18 protein-coding genes are annotated in these 18,410 nt (G+C 34.0%); 2 read left to right on the forward strand and 16 right to left on the reverse strand.

Annotated elements, in window-relative coordinates:
- Positions 1-3: 3 nt before the first annotated feature.
- The gene (locus CVU84_05460; GenBank protein ID PKM95515.1) at positions 4-963 is read right to left on the reverse strand and encodes a hypothetical protein; all 960 of its coding nucleotides are present in this window, start codon (positions 961-963) and stop codon (positions 4-6) included.
- A gap of 246 nt (positions 964-1,209) precedes the next feature.
- Between CVU84_05460 and CVU84_05465 the strand changes: the two genes are divergently transcribed.
- Complete coding sequence (locus CVU84_05465; GenBank protein PKM95516.1) at positions 1,210-1,464, forward strand: hypothetical protein; 255 nt, start codon at positions 1,210-1,212, stop codon at positions 1,462-1,464.
- 139 nt (positions 1,465-1,603) lie between these two features.
- On the opposite strand, the gene CVU84_05470 is transcribed toward CVU84_05465, so the two are convergent.
- From CVU84_05470 to yunB, 7 genes are all read right to left on the reverse strand, one after another.
- The gene (locus CVU84_05470; protein ID PKM95517.1) at positions 1,604-2,731 is read right to left on the reverse strand and encodes a peptidoglycan-binding protein LysM; all 1,128 of its coding nucleotides are present in this window, start codon (positions 2,729-2,731) and stop codon (positions 1,604-1,606) included.
- Positions 2,732-2,876: 145 nt separating this feature from the next.
- A complete protein-coding gene (locus CVU84_05475; GenBank protein ID PKM95518.1) occupies positions 2,877-4,970 on the reverse strand; it encodes a glutamine synthetase type III in 2,094 nt (697 codons plus the stop codon).
- Between the two features lie 230 nt (positions 4,971-5,200).
- Positions 5,201-5,773, reverse strand: a complete 573-nt coding sequence (locus CVU84_05480) for a hypothetical protein (GenBank protein ID PKM95519.1) — start codon at positions 5,771-5,773, stop codon at positions 5,201-5,203.
- Positions 5,774-5,921: 148 nt separating this feature from the next.
- Positions 5,922-7,250, reverse strand: coding sequence for a type I glutamate--ammonia ligase (gene glnA, locus CVU84_05485; GenBank protein ID PKM95573.1), 1,329 nt, complete (start codon positions 7,248-7,250; stop codon positions 5,922-5,924).
- A 129-nt stretch (positions 7,251-7,379) separates the two neighbouring features.
- Positions 7,380-8,618, reverse strand: a complete 1,239-nt coding sequence (locus CVU84_05490) for an aspartate aminotransferase (GenBank protein ID PKM95520.1) — start codon at positions 8,616-8,618, stop codon at positions 7,380-7,382.
- 163 nt (positions 8,619-8,781) lie between these two features.
- On the reverse strand, positions 8,782-9,615 hold the full coding sequence (locus tag CVU84_05495) for a diaminopimelate epimerase (GenBank protein ID PKM95521.1): 834 nt from the start codon (positions 9,613-9,615) through the stop codon (positions 8,782-8,784).
- 84 nt (positions 9,616-9,699) lie between these two features.
- The gene (gene yunB / locus CVU84_05500) at positions 9,700-10,446 is read right to left on the reverse strand and encodes a sporulation protein YunB (GenBank protein ID PKM95522.1); all 747 of its coding nucleotides are present in this window, start codon (positions 10,444-10,446) and stop codon (positions 9,700-9,702) included.
- A 205-nt stretch (positions 10,447-10,651) separates the two neighbouring features.
- Here yunB and CVU84_05505 point away from each other — a divergent pair, with 205 nt between their 5' ends.
- A complete protein-coding gene (locus tag CVU84_05505; protein PKM95523.1) occupies positions 10,652-13,264 on the forward strand; it encodes a glycosyl transferase in 2,613 nt (870 codons plus the stop codon).
- A gap of 35 nt (positions 13,265-13,299) precedes the next feature.
- Here CVU84_05505 and spoVAE read toward each other — a convergent pair whose 3' ends face one another.
- The 8 genes from spoVAE to spoIIAA all read right to left on the reverse strand — a co-directional run bounded on the left by spoVAE (position 13,300) and on the right by spoIIAA (position 18,344).
- Entirely contained in the window at positions 13,300-13,656 is a 357-nt protein-coding gene (gene spoVAE, locus CVU84_05510) for a stage V sporulation protein AE (GenBank protein PKM95524.1), read from the reverse strand.
- Between the two features lie 17 nt (positions 13,657-13,673).
- Entirely contained in the window at positions 13,674-14,681 is a 1,008-nt protein-coding gene (gene spoVAD, locus CVU84_05515) for a stage V sporulation protein AD (GenBank protein PKM95525.1), read from the reverse strand.
- 57 nt (positions 14,682-14,738) lie between these two features.
- Positions 14,739-15,191 carry a stage V sporulation protein AC gene (gene spoVAC / locus CVU84_05520; GenBank protein PKM95526.1) on the reverse strand — a complete coding sequence of 151 codons (453 nt, stop codon included), beginning with the start codon at positions 15,189-15,191 and terminating at the stop codon, positions 14,739-14,741.
- A 24-nt stretch (positions 15,192-15,215) separates the two neighbouring features.
- On the reverse strand, positions 15,216-15,647 hold the full coding sequence (locus CVU84_05525) for a stage V sporulation protein AB (GenBank protein PKM95527.1): 432 nt from the start codon (positions 15,645-15,647) through the stop codon (positions 15,216-15,218).
- Positions 15,647-16,267, reverse strand: a complete 621-nt coding sequence (locus CVU84_05530) for a hypothetical protein (protein PKM95528.1) — start codon at positions 16,265-16,267, stop codon at positions 15,647-15,649. The genes CVU84_05525 and CVU84_05530 overlap by 1 nt, the downstream gene beginning before the upstream one ends.
- A gap of 524 nt (positions 16,268-16,791) precedes the next feature.
- On the reverse strand, positions 16,792-17,520 hold the full coding sequence (gene sigF / locus CVU84_05535; GenBank protein ID PKM95529.1) for an RNA polymerase sporulation sigma factor SigF: 729 nt from the start codon (positions 17,518-17,520) through the stop codon (positions 16,792-16,794).
- Positions 17,504-17,962: an anti-sigma F factor gene (locus tag CVU84_05540; GenBank protein PKM95530.1), complete on the reverse strand. Its 459-nt coding sequence runs from the start codon at positions 17,960-17,962 to the stop codon at positions 17,504-17,506. The genes sigF and CVU84_05540 overlap by 17 nt, the downstream gene beginning before the upstream one ends.
- Before the next feature lie 19 nt (positions 17,963-17,981).
- The gene (gene spoIIAA, locus CVU84_05545; GenBank protein ID PKM95531.1) at positions 17,982-18,344 is read right to left on the reverse strand and encodes an anti-sigma F factor antagonist; all 363 of its coding nucleotides are present in this window, start codon (positions 18,342-18,344) and stop codon (positions 17,982-17,984) included.
- Between the last annotated feature and the right edge of the window lie 66 nt (positions 18,345-18,410).

Consider the following 18,410-nt stretch of genomic DNA (forward strand, 5'->3'; position numbering starts at 1 on the left):
CCCCTATTTATCTTGACTATTATATATTTCTACCAATTTCATTTTATTATATAGATCATCAACTTCTTTTCTTTGACAGATCCTTGGATAATTTGAATATTGTGTAGCGCCTTTCACAGCTGCAATAAGTTTTATCAATTTTTCTGGTTCATATTTTCTTGCAACACCCATTGCTAATACTCCAGCAATTAAATCTTTACTTTTTGAATCATCAGGTTCTTTAACGAATATGCCATATTTTGCACTACATATTTTGTTTTTAGAGATTAAATATATATTTTTATTTTGATTATTATCATAAATCAAATATTTTATTTTATAGGTTAATGCAATCCCTCTTAGCGCTATTAATAGCAATTTTTCTTCATGAATATCCTCAAGCTCTAGTTCAGTTAAATCATTGCTATTGATTACCGCTGCATATGGATGTAGCTCTAATGTTTTCCTTAGTTCTATTCCTGATAACGAAATCACTATTTTTTGATTGTTAAGCTTTGATATAAGCATGATATCTTCAATGATTTTATTTGTAGAGCCATCTGGTATCATTTTGCTACTAATAAGAACTGTATTCGCATCTTTAATATTATTTTGAAACTTATGTTTAAGGTTCTTCATGTCGTGATCGTCAAAACCAAAATTATCATCTATAAAGGTTGTTTCTGTCATATTTATAGAATCAATTATTTTAAGCTCGGAACTTGTTTCTGTCTCTTTCCATAGTAAATCCGATTTAATTCTGCTTTTATCCATGTAATTTTTAATATAACGACCACCAATACCTCCTGCGATACCTAATACATAAGGTTCACCCTGGAGCAGTTTAATGATATATGCTGAATAAACCGCACTATCGCCTACTACTAGCCTGTAGTCTTGAATGTTGTTTGCTCCATTTATTTCTAGGCCGTCGACTATGGCTGTTTTATGAACAAATAAATTTAATGCTACTATCAGAACCACTTTTCTTCACCTCGTGTAAAAATTAATAAATTATCAATGTTACAAACCTCCGCATTTGCTACGGTTAAAATTATTATAGCTTAGTCGTTATGGAAATACAAGTGAATAACATTTTCTGTTTTGTAAATATTGGGAATTGAAAATTATGTGCTTTATGTATCCAATGTTACAAAATCTTCGCATTCGATTAAAATGGTACCTAAAAAATAGAATGATTACGTATTGTATATAAAGGACGGTGATTATATGGGTTTTGAGACTTGTAAAAATTGTGGAACTCTATTGAAAAATTCTAGAAAAGAGATAGGATATTGTAGAGATTGTCATATGAATCATATAAAAGAATATGTGATATTGAGAGAGTATCTTGAGACTCATCCAAATGCTTCGGTTATGGAGATCGTAAATCAAACAAATCTCTCTTTTCCAGTAATTAGTAGGTTTATCAAAGAAGAAGCGGTAGATATAAGCTCTAGTAAAAACAAAAGAATTATTATATAGACTAAGATTCAACCTCAAAATATGGCTAATTTTTAGTTAAATTTTATTGCATATATATTTTTTAGGTGTTTTATGCTAGTTTGTTAAAAAGACTATCTTCCCAAAGAATTTTCTTCTTGGAGAGATAGTCTTTTAAAGATTATTTCATGCCTGCGGCAGTTTTAATATTTTCTTGGTGCTTTTGATCTATTAATCCATCCTTATGTCTCGTACTGTTTTTATAATGGATATCAAAATGTCCATGCATATCATTTCCTTTTATGTAATCATAGTTTGGACCTGCACCATAAGCATCGCTTCTCCAGCTGGTTTGTACACCACCTGCTGAGTAATCGTTGCCTGCATGTGGCATTCCTGATACACTTGCTGCTACTCTTCTATTTTGATATTCAATAATTACAGGTCTACTTGTCCAACTAAAGCTTCCACCCCAGATTTCGCGCATGATTTTTGTATCGTTTGCTGTTAGCGTTTCTACATCTGCGTGATTCGCTCCAATCGTTCTTTTGGCCATAAAAGATTTTCCTGTATAAAAGTCAATTATTTTGAATTCAGCGCCAATAGGTATTAAATATTGGACAGCTGTCCACCAGTCTAAATACTCCCCATAATTAGAGCTTACTACGTCCATTTTAGGGATTTGATAAATAGGTATGGATACTTGTTGACCAATAGATAGGACCGTACTTGTAGTAGCTTTATTGAGTCTCATCAATTCGGTGGTGGGTATTCCATATTTTACACCTAAAGACCAGAAGTTATCTCCAGCCTTAATCGTATGTGTTAAGTAGGTAACTGTTATTTTTACATCTTTTGGAGCAGGATTTATTGGAGTTGTTATGTTCGGTGATGAAATTTGAACCGTTGAAGTTTGATTCGGTGAAAAACTAGGTTCTTGAATAGGGATACGAAGTTTTTGACCAATGTTGATTACTGATGATTCAGATAATCCATTAAATTTAAGAAATCCTTGTAAAGATATTCCATATTTCTTGCTCAATAACCAGGGAGTATCCCCAGATTTTACTTCGTAAATAAAATAATTATCTCCGTCAGGTATTTTAATTTGGTTGCCAGAATATAAAACTGCCTGTTCATTTGCTTGATTCAATTTCATTAACTGACTTAAATTAACTCCAAATCTTTGACTAATCTTCCAGTAAGAGTCTCCATGCTGTACCTCATATGTTGCAGCATAATTTGTATTTGTGCCTAAAATAGAAACAGTTGCCGCCAAAATCAAAAACTTTTTGAATCTTTTTTTCATAATCGGTCCTCCTTTGATGTCGTGATTATTATTTCGACATGAGAACCATATTTCTCCTTGCACAAATAATGGCAAAAAGGACATAAAAAGGGACCTGAATATTACTTAGGTCCCTTGAAAAGCTAAAAACATTTATTAAATTTTATTATACTCTAAATAATAAATCTGTATATGTTGGGTATGGCCAGTAAGCTTCGCCTACTAATGTTTCTAACGCGTCACATGGTACTCTTAAAGCAGACATAGCAACGAAAACTTTTTCTCTAAATGCAAACGCTTGATCTTCCATATGAGATATACTTGTTGCTGCTTCTATAACTGCTTCTAAATCCGTTACTTTATTTTGAGCATCAGCGATTAATGAAGATATTTTTACTAGTGAATCTTCTTGTGCTGTAGTGACTGCACTTGCAACTGCCGCTTTGATTGTGCAAATTGAATCAGCAAGTGTTGTAACATATTCGATACAAGCAGGAATGATTTCTTTTCTAGCCATTTCTATCATTGTACGAGCTTCAATGTTGATTGTTTTTGCATATTCTTCGAACATAATTTCTTGTCTAGCATCAATTTCTTCTTTGGTAAAAATTTTATGAGAAGTAAATAGCTTAACGTTTTGTTCGCTATCAAAGTAAGTTAATGCTTCAACTGTAGATTTGATATTTGGAAGGCCTCTCTTCTCTGCTTCAACAACCCAATCTTCTGAATAACCATCACCATTGAAGATAACTCTTTGATGTTCTTTGATTAACTTTGTAATGATTTCAATTAATTTTGCATTGAAATCTTTAGCTCCATCTAGCTCATCCGCAATTCTCTTTAAATGTTCAGCAACAATTGTATTTAATACAATGTTACAACCTGAAACAGATTGAGCTGAACCAACCATTCTAAATTCAAATTTATTACCAGTGAATGCAAATGGTGAAGTACGGTTTCTATCAGTAACATCTTTTGGTAAGATTGGAAGTGTAGAAACTCCAATGTTTAATACGCCTGCCTCTATACTTGCGCTTAACTTTCCAGCAATAATTTGTTCAACGATATCGTTTAACTGCTCTCCTAAGAAAATGGAGATGATAGCTGGTGGCGCTTCATTTGCACCTAATCTATGGTCATTACCTGCATTCGCAGCTGACATTCTTAGAAGTGGAGCATATTCATCTACAGCTGAAACAATTGCTGCTAGGAATATTAAAAATTGTGTATTATCATGTGGTGTTTTTCCTGGTTCAAGTAAATTCACACCTTCAACAGTTGATATTGACCAGTTATTGTGTTTTCCTGATCCATTCACGCCTGCAAATGGTTTTTCATGTAATAAACATACTAAGTCATGATGATTTGCAACCTTACACATTGTATCCATTACTAAATGGTTGTGGTCTGTTGCAATATTTGTTGTTGAGAAGATAGGCGCCATTTCATGTTGAGCAGGTGCAACTTCATTATGTTTTGTCTTTGAGGTAACTCCAAGCTTCCAGAGTTCTTCATCTAATTCTTTCATGTACGCAGAAATTCTTTCTTTGATGCTTCCAAAATAATGATCGTCTAACTCTTGGCCTTTAGGAGGCATAGCACCAAACAATGTTCTTCCACTGAAAATCAAATCTTTTCTGTCTTGATATAATTTTTTATCAATTAAAAAGTATTCTTGTTCAGGTCCAACTGTTGTCAATACTTTTTTTGTAGTTGTATTTCCAAATAATCTTAAAATTCTAAGTGCTTGTGTAGATACTGCTTCCATTGAACGTAATAATGGTGTTTTCTTATCTAATGCTTCTCCTGTATAAGAACAAAAAGCTGTAGGTATACATAATGTGTCATCTTTAATAAACGCTGGTGAAGTACAATCCCAAGCTGTGTAACCTCTTGCTTCGAAAGTTGCGCGGAGTCCACCATTTGGAAAGGATGAAGCATCTGGTTCCCCTTGAATCAATTCTTTTCCTGAAAATTCCATAACAGCTCTACCATTGCCGTTTGGAGACAAGAAAGAATCATGTTTTTCAGCAGTTTTCCCCGTCATTGGTTGGAACCAATGTGTATAATGTGTTGCACCTTTTTCAATTGCCCAATCTTTCATTGCATTTGCAACAACATTTGCAACCTCAAGCTTAAGTTGCTCTCCATCGTCGATAATTCTTTTTAATGCCTTGTAAGTATCTTTAGGAAGTCTTTCCTTCATTACTACATCACTAAAAACATTTGATCCAAAAATTTCACATACATTTGTACTCATAGTTCGTATCCTCCTTAAAATCCTAAAATTAATCTAGTTTCATATATTTGAGTGTGCTTGTTATATTTAATAGAGCACAATTCAAGACAAAATCCAAAAAAAAAAGCACTCAAGCAACCCTTGAGAACCCCATTGTTCTTAAAGTATAAAATCATCACCGATAATACTTCCTCGATAATATAGTAGTACTATATCATAATACTAATAAAAATGCAAGCATAAAAATCAATTTAATCATCATACATAAGAATAATTGCTTCAGCAATTTTAATCATTGAAATACCTTTGTCCATACTTTGCTTTTGTATTCTTCTATGCGCCTCCTCCTCTGTTAATTGCATATTTTCTATTAATAGCTTCTTTGCTTTATTAACCAGCTCTCCTTTGTCACGACCGCTTTTAAGACTCGCCACTTCATTTTCTAATTTATAAATGCTTTTTGAAGTCTTAATAAGAAGCGAAATTGTATTTAAAAGAAGTTGCTTATTACTTGGCTTAATCAATGGTGCAAAGGTAGGCTCTTGGCTAAGATTTACAAAATAGTGCAATTCATTAGATGAAATCAAAGCTATTACAGGGCAAGTTTTTTCTGAAATAAGTACTTCTGATATTTCATATCCACTTATCCCTCTCATTGAGTAATCTACTACCACTAAATCTGGATACACCGTATTCACGCGTCTTAAGAGTTCATATCCATCCTTAGTTTCTCCGATTACATTAAATCCATTTTCTATTAAGAACTGCCCAAGTTGCCGCGAGATCTTCTCATTTGAAGATCCAATAATGACTCGTATACTCATTAGCAATACACCCTTTATCAGTCTTTAGATACTTATAGTCGTCTTATTTCCATTCGCCAATTATAAAACTTCTTAGAATCAATGTTACAAAACCTCCGCATTCGCTACGGTTTCGTAACCGAATGCAAGCTTCGCCCATTCGGTTAAATCAATAACTCGAAATATACTTTTCTATTTCCCATTCATGTACCTGCGAAGAATACTCTCGCCATTCTATCATTTTTGCTTTTTCAAAGCTTTTATAAACATCACCTAATGCTTCTTGAATCACTTCATCATTTGAAAGTTCAATAATTGCTTCTTTTAAATTACTTGGCAAATGTTGATCGAGGTCGATTAGCTCCTTAACTTTTGTCAAACGTTCTGAACCTTTTATTTCTGGTGGTGCTATTTTATTTTTAATACCATTTAAGCCAGCTTTTAATATTACAGCTATAGCTAAATAGGGGTTACATGATGGATCAGGACTTCTAAGTTCTATCAATGAATTTTCGTCATTCGTGCTTGGAATTCTAATCAATGGACTTGTATTTACTTTAGACCATCCAACATAGGTAGGTGCTTCAAAACCTGGAACCAATCTTTTATAGGAGTTAACTGTTGGGTTTGTAACTGCAGTAATTGCCTTAATGTGATTCAGCAGTCCTCCTACGAAATAATAAGCTGTTTCAGATAATTTGTTTTCATCTTTAGGATCATAAAAAACATTCTTACCATTTAAATCATTTAATGCCAAATTACAATGCATTCCCGAACCATTAACCCCATATATTGGTTTTGGCATAAAAGTCGCATGAAGACCATGCTTTTGAGCTACTACTTTGACTGCAAGTTTGAAAGTAATGATATTATCTGCTGCTTCTAATGCATTACTAGCTTTAAAATCAATCTCATGTTGGCCATGTGCTTCTTCATGATGGGAGGCCTGAATTTCATAACCCATTTCTTCAAGAGTTAAAACCATGTCTCTTCTTACATTCTCTCCTAAATCAATTGGTCCAAGGTCAAAATATCCAGCTTTGTCATGAGTTTCCGTTGTTGCATGACCACTTTCATCTGTATGAAAAAGAAAAAATTCAAATTCAGGGCCTAAATTCAATTCAAAACCCATATCATTGGCTTCTTTTACAACATTTCTCAATGCTCCTCTTGGATCACCACCAAATGGAGTTCCATCAATTTTATAAATATCGCAAATAAGTCTTGCAACCTTTCCTTGATGTGGTCTCCAAGGGAAAATAGTAAAGGTAGATAAATCTGGTCTCAAATACATGTCAGATTCTTCCTCTCTAACAAAACCAGCAATAGATGAGCCATCAAAAATGATTTCATTGTTTAGAGCTTTTTCTAATTGTTCAACAGTTATGGCAACATTTTTAAGTGTACCTAAAATATCAACAAATTGAAGCCTAATAAATTTAACATCTTCTGTTTTAACTAATTTTCTAATTTCATCTTTTGAATACGAATTCTTCAACACTATTGTTTCCTCCTTATTGTGCTATTACCTAGTAAACTTTAAACCAAAAGGCATTTCATTTCTTACTAACAAGAAATCATTGAAATGCCTTCGTTTGTATTCGGTACAACCTAATTTATGTTAATGTTAGAAAACAAATTCAACATCTGATAATCTAATGTGAATTTCTTCAATTACGTCTTGTTCTTCTTGAAGATCATACGCTAAAAATGTCACGGAGAAGCGAACAAATGCTCCTGCATCATCCCAAGGAACAGTGGAAATCAATTTTTCTTTAATTAAATATTGTGAAAAGTCTTCAGCAGTTTTAAATTTAGGACCACCTTTCACACCTTTAGGAATGGATACATATAAGTAAAATGAACCTTTTGGCTTTTTAACTTCAAATCCTAATTTTTTAAGAACATTCACCAACATATCATGTCTTCTTGAATATTTAGCTGAAGTTGCTTCCGTAATCCAATGATTCTCAAGGGCATAAATTCCAGCTATTTGTATTGCTTTAAATTGACCTGAATCATTATTATCCTTAACTGCTGCAAACGCACTCACTACAAGTGGATTGCCAACAACAAAAGCAATTCTCCAGCCTGTCATATTAAAGGCCTTTGATAAGGAATGAATCTCAACACCAACTTTTTTTGCACCAGGAATGCTTAAGAAACTTAATGGCTTAACTCCATCAAAGGTTAATGCTGCATAAGCGGCATCATGAACAACAATAAGATTGTTTTCTGTTGCAAATGCTACAACCTCTTTAAAGAATGCTTTAGTAGCTGTTGCACCTGTTGGATTATTAGGATAGTTAAGATAAAGTAACTTAGCTTTTTTTAGTATTTCTTTTGGTATTGCTTTTAGCTCAGGTAAAAAATTATTTTCTTTAAGCAATGGCATGTTATAAACATCGCCACCTAACCATTTTGTCATTGTGCCCATAATAGGATAACCTGGAACTGTCATTAGCGTGATATCTCCAGGATTGATGAAGGCTTGGGCCATCATTGCAAGAGCAGGCTTAGATCCAATTGCATGGTTCACCTCAGTTTCTGCCTTTATACCTTTAACACCGTAAACATTATCTAAGTATTGTGCTGCTGCAAGTTTAAATTCGTTAATACCATTGTCAGCATAATTTCTATTTTCCCACTTTGAAGCTTCAATTGCCAATGTTTCTACTACACCAGGATCAGCCATAGCATCTGGTTCACCTACACCCATATCAATAATATCCATTTCAGGGTGAGCTAGCATTGCTGCTTGTCGTGCTCTTTTAATTTTTTCGAACTTATAAAGAACTGTACCTTTACCAAATTGATCTCCACCAATTCTGTCTGCAAAAAGCTGTTGAACATAATTATCTGCCATCTAATTGCCTCCTTTTTCTCTTAAGTTATATATTAATAGTTGAATGATTCAAATTTATGAAACACCCTAATAATCATAAATTATACTAATAATTACCAAACATTACAATACTTTGTTGCAATAAATTCCCAATGGTAGTCATCACAAATGATAAATACCAATTTTATAATAACCAGAGTCCTTCAAAAACTGTCTGAGCAGGTCCTGTCATAAATACGTGGTTCGTGTTTTCGTCCCATTCAATCATTAAATCTCCACCGATCAGGTGAAGAGTAGCTCTTCTTTTCGTTACTCCATTAAGAACGCAAGCAACCAAAGTAGCACAGGCTCCGGTTCCACAAGCCAAGGTCTCACCTGCTCCTCTCTCCCATACTCTCATATAAATGTTTTCTTCATCAACTACTTGTGCAAATTCTACATTCGTCTTTCTAGGAAATATTGGAGCAATCTCTACAATTGGTCCGACTGTTTCTAATGGGAATTTCTTCACATCATTTACAAAGGTTACTGCATGAGGATTCCCCATTGATACACAAGTAAATCCATAGATCGTGTTCAATACTTCCAGTTGTTCGTCAATAACAGGCTGTTTATTTGAAATAACCGGAATAAGGGATGCTTCTAGTATTGGTTCACCCATATCCACTTTAACTGAATATACGTTTCCTTCTTCTATCATTAAATTAAGAATCTTAATACCTGCCAAAGTTTCTATCGTAATCGTGTCCTCTTTAATCAACCCTTTGTCATATACATACTTTCCTACGCATCTAACAGCATTGCCACACATTTCAGACTCAGATCCATCAGAATTAAACATTCTCATTCTAAAATCCGCATTATTTGAGGGAAGAATAAGTACTAGCCCATCTGAACCAACACCAAAATTCCTATTACTCATTTTAATCGCTAATTCTTTAGGATTCTCTATGATCTCATCGAATCCATTTATATATATATAATCGTTGCCACAACCATGCATTTTAGTAAACTTCACTCTTACTCCTCCTTAGTGGTACTATTTAATAACACTATCTATTATAAACCACTTTTTATTAGATTTCAAGAGTTCTACAAAAAGTTATTTAACAATGTTAAGTATTTCATCTTTTGGAACATTTATATATTGATCAGGCACGTTCCCATTAATTACACGATCTACTAAAGTTAATTCCTGGCAAACCTCTACTTGTGTCTTATTTAGCGGAACAACAATTTGAATAGTCATTTCAACATCAATCCAAATTCTATGGTTTATTTGATTTATACCTGTTGCTACAAAACTACTCTTATAGTTCGTAGTAACCTTACCATATGGTAAAATGCTTACATTAATATTGGGTCCAAAATTCGAAAATACGCTTTCCCCCAATAACCGTCCAATAGGTATTGACAATACTTCTTTATCAAAACTCTCAATTTGTTTATTTATTTTGTCAACAATTTCTGAGTTCATTTGATTGATTAATACTGTATTCACACCGAATGATATCACTTCACCTTTTTCATTATAATAGTATGTAACCAACCCTTCTGTACTCGCGTTATATTCTTCAAATGTTTCGTCTACAGCTTTATTTATGATACTATTGGACATCGTACTAACCTTCATATTTGACATTGCAACAACTGTTGGCATTAGTTCGTTTTCTATATATCGAACAATTAAAACAATAAAAGCCATGAATAGGATTAGTGTAAACATTGACTTGAATCTATTACGCTCTTTTCTAGGTTTTCTACCTTTAATCACTTTTTTTGCTAAAAAGGGATGTATAAGATATGCTTTCTTTTTCTTTTTCATTACAATCACTTCTTTTGAAGTCATTATTATATATTATGCTTCTTTTTAGTTTAAGTTCCATTTAAGAGGCAAAATTTTATTGGAAAAGCATGTATTTTTTGTAACACATTATTAACAAGCTTACTTTTTATCTATATGAAATATTAAATTTGTACTAAGAATTGTTATTTTGCTTTCCCAATTGGTTATTATTTGATATAATGATTTTGTTTGAAAAGGAGGAAGAGCAATGAATTTCGAAAAAAAGTCTACCAAAAAGAAACAAGAAGCAATCAATTCGGCACCAAAAAAAAGAAACAAAAAAGTTGGTGTTACATTAATAAAAGTATTTGCATTTTCTATCTTACTAATTGGAATTATTGGAATAGCAACCGGTCTTGGAATTGTTAAGGCCATTATTGATTCAGCACCACCATTGGACTTAGATGATGTAAATCCAGAAGGCTATGCTACTATGATTTATAATCAAGAAGGCCTTGAAGTCCAAAAGCTTCATGGAGATGATGCGAATCGTATATACGCACAGCTTGATCAAATTCCTAAACATATGCAGGATGCTGTCGTTGCGATTGAAGATGAAAGATTCTGGAACCACAATGGAATAGATATTCAAGGTATCTTCAGAGCGATCTATAGAAATATTAAAAGTGGTGACATAACTGGTTCAGGTGCAAGTACATTAACTCAACAGATCATCAAAAACAATGTGCTTTCAACAGAAAAGAAATTTGAACGTAAAATTCAAGAGCAATATTTAGCAATTCAATTAGAAAAGGAAATAGATAAAAAGCAAATTTTAGAATTGTACTTAAATACTTCACCTTTTGGACGTGGTACATTAGGTGTTCAGGCTGCTGCAAATGCTTATTTTAATAAAGATATTTCTCAACTGACAATTGCAGAAGCAGCCACAATTGCAGCAATTACACAAAGACCTACTTATTACGATCCAGTAGTCAATCCTGAAAACAACAAAGATAGACAGAGAATTGTCCTCAAAAAGATGCTAGAACAAAATTATATTTCTCAAGCACAATATGATACTGCATTAGCAGAGGAGGTTTACGCTCATATACAAATTATTAATCAAGATATTGGATTACAATCTGATTACTCTTACTTTGTTGACGAAGTAATTCGAGAGGTTTTGGAGGATTTAAAGGTTCAAAAGGGTTATAGCGAAAGTGAAGCCTTCAACTTAATCTACCGTGGAGGTCTAAGTATTTACATGACCCAAGACTTAGCCATGCAAGCAATTGTAGATGAAGTGTACACTAAAGAGGATTATTTCCCTCCTGCAAGCGAAATGTATGCAGTCAGAGTTATGTATACCGTATCTGTTCTAATGTCAGACGGTACAACTAAACATCATTACGATGAATCAGAATTTAGTACCAAGGAAAAAGCAGATGCTCATATTGAAACTCTTAAGGCAGAATGGGCTAAAGAAGGCGATGAAATTATAGCTGAAAAATCATTGTTCATTCCTCAACCTCAATCCGCTATGGTTATTATGGATTACCATAATGGTCATGTAAAAGCAATTGCAGGTGGGCGTGGCGAAAAAATTGGTAACCAAACCTTTAACCGAGCAACCCAAGCAAAGAGACAGCCAGGTTCAACGTTTAAAATAGTTGCTGCTTATTTACCTGCAATTGATACTATGGGGTATACTTTAGGAACTGCTATTGATGATGTCCCTTTCACAGTATCAACCGGTGGAGGTTCCTACAGTCCTAAGAACTGGTATAACCATCAAGCATTTAATTATAGAGGTTTGACTCCATTAAGAACTGCAATAAAAGACTCTATGAATATTTGCGCAGTAAAAACGCTTTATGACATTGGTCCACAAACTGGATTTGATTATTTGATTAATTTAGGTTTTACCACTCTGGTAGATACTGAATTAGTCGATGGCAAGACCTTCACAGATAAAAACCTCGCTCTTGCATTAGGTGGTATTACTCATGGAGTTACTCCTCTTGAGTTGACTGCAGCATATGGGGCTATAGCAAACAATGGAGTTTACATTGAACCGGTGTTTTATACTAAGGTATTAAATCACAAAGGCGAAATATTATTAGAAAAAGAACCTATCACAAGAACAGTTATGAAGGAAACTACATCCTTCTTACTTACTAGTGCTATGCAATCTGTTATTACTGGCGGAACTGGTACCTTAGCTAACTTTAAGTCAATGCCAATTGCTGGGAAAACTGGAACAACTCAAGATGATGTTGACTTATTGCTTACAGCATATACACCATATTATGTTGCTACAGTATGGATGGGTTATGATCAACCAAAAACAATGAATTATAGCTTCTCTTATCACTCTGTAATATGGCGTGATGTTATGCAACGAATACATGAAGATTTACCTTACAAGGATTTCCCAAGACCAAGTGGCATCGTATCAGCATCTATCTGTACAGAATCTGGAAAATTAGCTGTTGGTGGTTTATGTGATCATGATCCAAGAGGTTCAACTATTGTTTCGGAATACTTTGCCTCTGGTACAGTTCCAACAGAAAGTTGTGATGTTCATATAAAAGCTACTATTTGTGAAAGCTCTGGCCTATTTGCTACTGAATATTGTCCAGCCGATACAAAAAAAGAAAAAATATTTATTCAAAGACCTGAACCATTGGTACCCGCTAATTGGGATTCAAGAAATCCTCCGAGAATTGCCGATCATCAATACGAATTACCTGATTCCATGGTAGGAGAGTACTGTAATATTCATGGTCCAGCATTTGAAGTTCCTGTAGTAGAATTACCAAGCGAAACAGATTTTGATCCATTGGATTTTCCCGAAAATGAAGAATCAGAAGAATAAAAAGATTAAACCAAAAAAATAAAGCCCAAATGGCTTTATTTTTTTGGTTTTGAATTAAATATTATGGAAGCTAAATAACCAAACAATATTGCTGCAGTAATTCCTGCCGATGTAGCCTTCAACCCTCCTGTAAACACCCCCAGCAAGCCGACTTTATCTACTTCCTTCATAACTCCTTCTCCTAATGCATAGCCAAACCCCATAATAGGCACAGTAGCACCAGCTCCACCAAAACTTACTACAGATTGGTATAACCCTAATCCAGTTAATATTGTACCAATTACAACATAAAGTACAACAATCCTTGCAGGTAATAACTTTGTTCTATCCATTAATACTTGAGCAATGGCACAAATAATGCCTCCAGTAATAAAAGCTTTTATATATTCCATACTTTTCACCTGTCATTTTAGTTTTCTAGTACTACCCCGTGGGCAATGCCCGGGATGCTTTCGCCTTCATTAGAACTTACCGGGCTGAGCAATGCCCCAGTAGGTATAAATAAAAGATTGTTAATTTCTTTGTCTGACATTTTCTTTAATATATATCCAGCGAGTGTAACAGCCGAACAACCGCAACCGCTACCTCCTGCATAAGTATTCTGTGTTACTGCATCAAATATTTCTATACCACAATCAATATAATTACTCCCTAAGTCATATCCTTCTTGCTTAACCAATTCTATTACGAGCTTTCTTCCATACTTACCAAGGTCACCTGTAGCAATCATATCCAAATCACTTGGTTGCTTTCCAGTGTCTTTTAGAAAGGTTACAATCGTATCTGCTGCTGCTGGTGCCATAGCTGCTCCCATATCCATAGGATCCTTCGCACCTAGATCTATAATCTTACCAGGAATGGCATATGTTATTTTAGGACCATCACCTACTTTAGAAACGATTGCTGACCCACTCCCAGTTACTGTCCATGATGAAGTTGGTGGTCTTTGACTTCCGTATTCAAGTGGAAATCTAAACTGCTTTTCTGCACCACAAAAATGGCTAGAGGTTGCGGCAACACAGTAATCTGCAAAACCTGCATCTACAGTCATAGCTGATAAAATTAAAGATTCCCCCATAGTGGAACATGCACCATAAAGTCCAAAAAACGGAATACTCAATGCTCGCAATGCAAAAGTACTTCCAATCAGTTGACTAAGCAGATCGCCTGAAAAAACATATCTTATATCAGAAAGATTCAGATTCGCTTTTTTTATTGCCATCAGAATTGCTTCCTTTAAAATTTTACTCTCCGCTTTCTCCCAGGAGTCTTCTCCCCATAGAACATCTTCCAAAACTTGATCAAAGTAGCTTGCCAGTGGACCTTCCCCTTCTTTAGGTCCAGTTATCGCAGCATGGCTAATAATTTTGGGCATATTATCAAATTTAATTGTCTGTTTACCAACTTGGGTACCCATTTTTTCCCTCCATTCTTATATTCAATTAGCCTGAATTCAGTTAATTTCAGCAATTCACTAACCACCAAATATAAAGTATACTAATCCAACCACCACCGAGGAAATAACACCATAGACAATAACTGGTCCAGCAATTGTAAACATTTTTGCTCCAACTCCAAGTACATATCCTTCTTTTTTAAATTCAATCGCCGATGAAACGATAGAATTAGCAAATCCAGTAATTGGAATAATAGAGCCTGCTCCGCCAAATTCACCCAATGAATCATATAAGTCCAAACCTGTAAAAAGTGCCCCAAGGAAAATAAGAAACATGCTTGTTATAATTGCCGCATCATCCTTACTAAAATCCCAATACTTTAACAAATTTATAATACCTTGTCCAAAAGTACAAATTGCACCACCAACCACAAAAGCCTTGAAACAATTAATTAGAAGTTTTGGCTTTGGAGAAGTACTTTTAACCATCTTTTCAAACTCTTTTTTCTTTTCCGAACCACTATTTTTCATATTTCACTGCCTTTCAATATAATTTTAATCAGTATAAAATCCCTGGACCAAATAGTACAATAGCGAACCCGTCATTTTACCAATAGCTAAACATAACATGAGAAAAACCAATCCCTTTTTCAAATAAATTCTTCGTGTTAATATAGGCACAACATCAAGTACCTCAGCAATGGAAACAGCAACGCTTCCTACAAATACACCTGTAAACAAACCAATTAGCATCAATCCAATTGGTCCTAATCCAAACTGGATAGGAGTTATTAACGTGATTCCTCCAAAAATACCTCCATATAAAATACAATCCTCATAAATAGACATCGACTTTTCTGTTTTCGTTTTTTGTGCCATTCTTGGTATAACACCAAGTATTGCTATAAATGCAAAAATACCTCCTGAAATTACTACTCCACTTCCAAATCCAATCATGACTAGCACAATTATTTTTAAAATAAACATTATTTTTCTCCTTCTTTTTCTTCCTTCAGGGTTTCAATAATGCTATCATCAACTTGATTTTCATAAAGCTTAAGCTCAACTTCAATGGGTGTCGGATCATTTGTAAACTTAATTTTAGAGAAATGATTAAAAAATACTGAAATTCCAACTGCCAATCCAATTGAATAAGGAATCTCTATCAAATAAGGTTGAAGACTATTACTACCGAGAAACATATCATAAAACTCTGTAAAAACCTTTGGCAATTGAGTATCCGTGTGAAAAGCCATAATAGCAACTGCACTTCCTGTAATCAATACTGCTCCAACGAAGCCTATTTTAAATAAAGTAAGAAGTTTTTTTTCTTTTTCTTGGTTCTTCTTGTAGCTAATAATAGTATCTTTTTCTCCTAAACTGTGAATAATAACTTGATTGTTTTTTTTATGAATGGCTTCAATGATATCCATAACAGAAATCAAATAATTTTTCGAAGTATCTTCTGGTATAGTAAATAACTTTATTTTTTTTATTTCTTCTATCAATACTATAGATCCTTGTAGCTCTGCAACGTCCTCTACAAATACGACTTTCTTACTAATAATAGTTGCTTTCTTTACTGCTTTCAGATAGATATGATCCATGATTGTACTTATATCAAAATTCCTTCATAATATTTTTCTTCCCTATCAATGAGCTGAGTATAAGTAATGACAGAAAGAGTTATAAGAGTTAAGACAACCAAGATTATCATAACGATTTTTTTCATATCATCCCTCCATTGTAAATAGATTGTTTTTATTGTAATCAAATTCAACCTATAATATACAGGAAAACCGGAAAATCGGCCTTCCAAATTATAACTTAGGAAAATCGGCACGTTAAACTATAACCCTCATTTCCTAAATGCCGCTTTTCCAACCGCTGTACACAAAAACCTTCTACACCCTTAGGAAAATCGGCACGACAAACTATAACCTTCGATATCTAAATGCCGCTTTTCCAACTGCATTCGCTTTCCTCCTATTCTCTCTTCCTCCTATACTCTCTTCTTTCTATTCTCGCGTTTCCAATTACTCTAAACAAATAAGAACCTCACCTATCTAACCCTGCCATAATAACAAAAAAAAAGACACATCTGTCTTCAATAGTTTTGCATCTTACTCCGTTATGATAATTTTTTCTTCATATTTTCAAGAATCTTCTTCTCCAAACGAGATACTTGGACCTGTGAAATCCCAAGCCTTGCCGCAATTTCAGTTTGCGTTTTATCTTGAAAATACCTTAACAAGATAATTTCTTTCTCTTTAGGTGCCAGTTCAGCCATAATTTCCCTAAGAGCAAGTAAGTCAACCATCTTACTACTTTCATCTTCTAAGCTTTTAATTTTATCGAGCAAATAAATTGGATTACCATCTCCTTGATAAATTGTTTTATGAAGTGACTCAACCTCTGTTGCTGATTCAAGCGCCATAACAACTTCTTCAACCGAGCTTCCAATTTCACCTGCTATTTCCTCAATAGTAGGTTCTCTGCCGTATTGATTATTAAGAACTTCTCTAGTTATCCTCGCTTTACTTCCCATTTCTTTAAGCGACCTACTCACCTTAATCATGCCATCGTCTCTTATGAACCGCTTAATTTCTCCAATAATCATAGGAACTGCATAGGTAGAAAATTGTACTTGATAAGATAAATCAAACTTATCTATTGCTTTTAATAGTCCAATACAGCCTATTTGAAAAAGATCATCTAGCTCATATCCTCTATTTGAAAACCTTCTTACAATGCTCCAGATAAGACCAATATTTTCTTTAACTAATGTCTCTCTCGCGTCTAGATGTCCTTCTTGAGAGTGAATTATTAATTGCAAGGTTCCTTTATTCATTACATGCATCCTCTTTTGTTGCACGAAGGCTAAGTAAAGTTTTTTTCATCATAACCGTTGTACCACAACCTTCAACAGATTCCACCTCTACACTATCCATAAATGCTTCCATCACTGTAAATCCCATTCCCGACCGTTCTAAATCAGGCTTGGAAGTAAACAATGGTTGCCTTGCTTCTTCAACATTGCACATACCTTTCCCATGATCTTCAATCTCAATATAAACAACATCATCTAATATCTTACAATAGATATATACTTTTCCTGGATACGCTTCGTACCCATGAATAATTGCATTTGTAACTGCCTCTGAAACCGATGTTTTAATATCAGATAATTCTTCCATAGTTGGATCAAGCTGAGCTACAAAAGATGCAACAACAACCCTTGCAAAGCTTTCATTTTGTGATTTACTATCAAATTCAATTTTCATTTCATTTTCAAATTTCATTGTTATCCCCCACTTTCTTTTAGACTAATCTTTTAATAGCATCTTGAATACTTTCATAGTTTTTAACCAATCTATAAATACCTGAAAGTTTTAATACTCTTTGAATATGATCATTAACATGAATAAGTCCAACATCACCACCCATTTGCTTCATTTTTCTATATCTTCCCATAATGACGCCAATGCCAGAACTATCCATAAAAACAGTATTAGAAAAATCAAATATTAACACTTTTATCGAATTCATATCAATAAGCTGATCAAGTTTATCCCTAATTTCTTCAGCGTGATGATGGTCAATTTCAGCGTCTAACCTAACAACCATATTCCTATGCTTAATCTCATATGTTAAACTCATAGGTCTCTCCTCCTTATAGTTCATTACAAGATATTATTATAATCTATCGAAGGCTTGTTTACAATATATATTTTTATAAATTGCACACCA

The organism is Firmicutes bacterium HGW-Firmicutes-1 (assembly GCA_002841625.1).
Classification (GTDB): Bacteria; Bacillota; Clostridia; order Lachnospirales; family Vallitaleaceae; genus HGW-1.

Coding starts and splice junctions, on each gene's coding strand:
- CVU84_05465 (PKM95516.1), top strand. CDS start 1,210: ATGGGTTTTGAGACTTGTAAAAATTGTGGAACTCTATTGAAAAATTCT.
- CVU84_05470 (PKM95517.1), bottom strand. CDS start 2,731: ATGAAAAAAAGATTCAAAAAGTTTTTGATTTTGGCGGCAACTGTTTCT.
- CVU84_05475 (PKM95518.1), bottom strand. CDS start 4,970: ATGAGTACAAATGTATGTGAAATTTTTGGATCAAATGTTTTTAGTGAT.
- CVU84_05480 (PKM95519.1), bottom strand. CDS start 5,773: ATGAGTATACGAGTCATTATTGGATCTTCAAATGAGAAGATCTCGCGG.
- CVU84_05490 (PKM95520.1), bottom strand. CDS start 8,618: ATGGCAGATAATTATGTTCAACAGCTTTTTGCAGACAGAATTGGTGGA.
- yunB (PKM95522.1), bottom strand. CDS start 10,446: ATGACTTCAAAAGAAGTGATTGTAATGAAAAAGAAAAAGAAAGCATAT.
- CVU84_05505 (PKM95523.1), top strand. CDS start 10,652: ATGAATTTCGAAAAAAAGTCTACCAAAAAGAAACAAGAAGCAATCAAT.
- spoVAE (PKM95524.1), bottom strand. CDS start 13,656: ATGGAATATATAAAAGCTTTTATTACTGGAGGCATTATTTGTGCCATT.
- spoVAD (PKM95525.1), bottom strand. CDS start 14,681: ATGGGTACCCAAGTTGGTAAACAGACAATTAAATTTGATAATATGCCC.
- spoVAC (PKM95526.1), bottom strand. CDS start 15,191: ATGAAAAATAGTGGTTCGGAAAAGAAAAAAGAGTTTGAAAAGATGGTT.
- CVU84_05525 (PKM95527.1), bottom strand. CDS start 15,647: ATGTTTATTTTAAAAATAATTGTGCTAGTCATGATTGGATTTGGAAGT.
- CVU84_05530 (PKM95528.1), bottom strand. CDS start 16,267: ATGGATCATATCTATCTGAAAGCAGTAAAGAAAGCAACTATTATTAGT.
- sigF (PKM95529.1), bottom strand. CDS start 17,520: ATGCATGTAATGAATAAAGGAACCTTGCAATTAATAATTCACTCTCAA.
- CVU84_05540 (PKM95530.1), bottom strand. CDS start 17,962: ATGAAATTTGAAAATGAAATGAAAATTGAATTTGATAGTAAATCACAA.
- spoIIAA (PKM95531.1), bottom strand. CDS start 18,344: ATGAACTATAAGGAGGAGAGACCTATGAGTTTAACATATGAGATTAAG.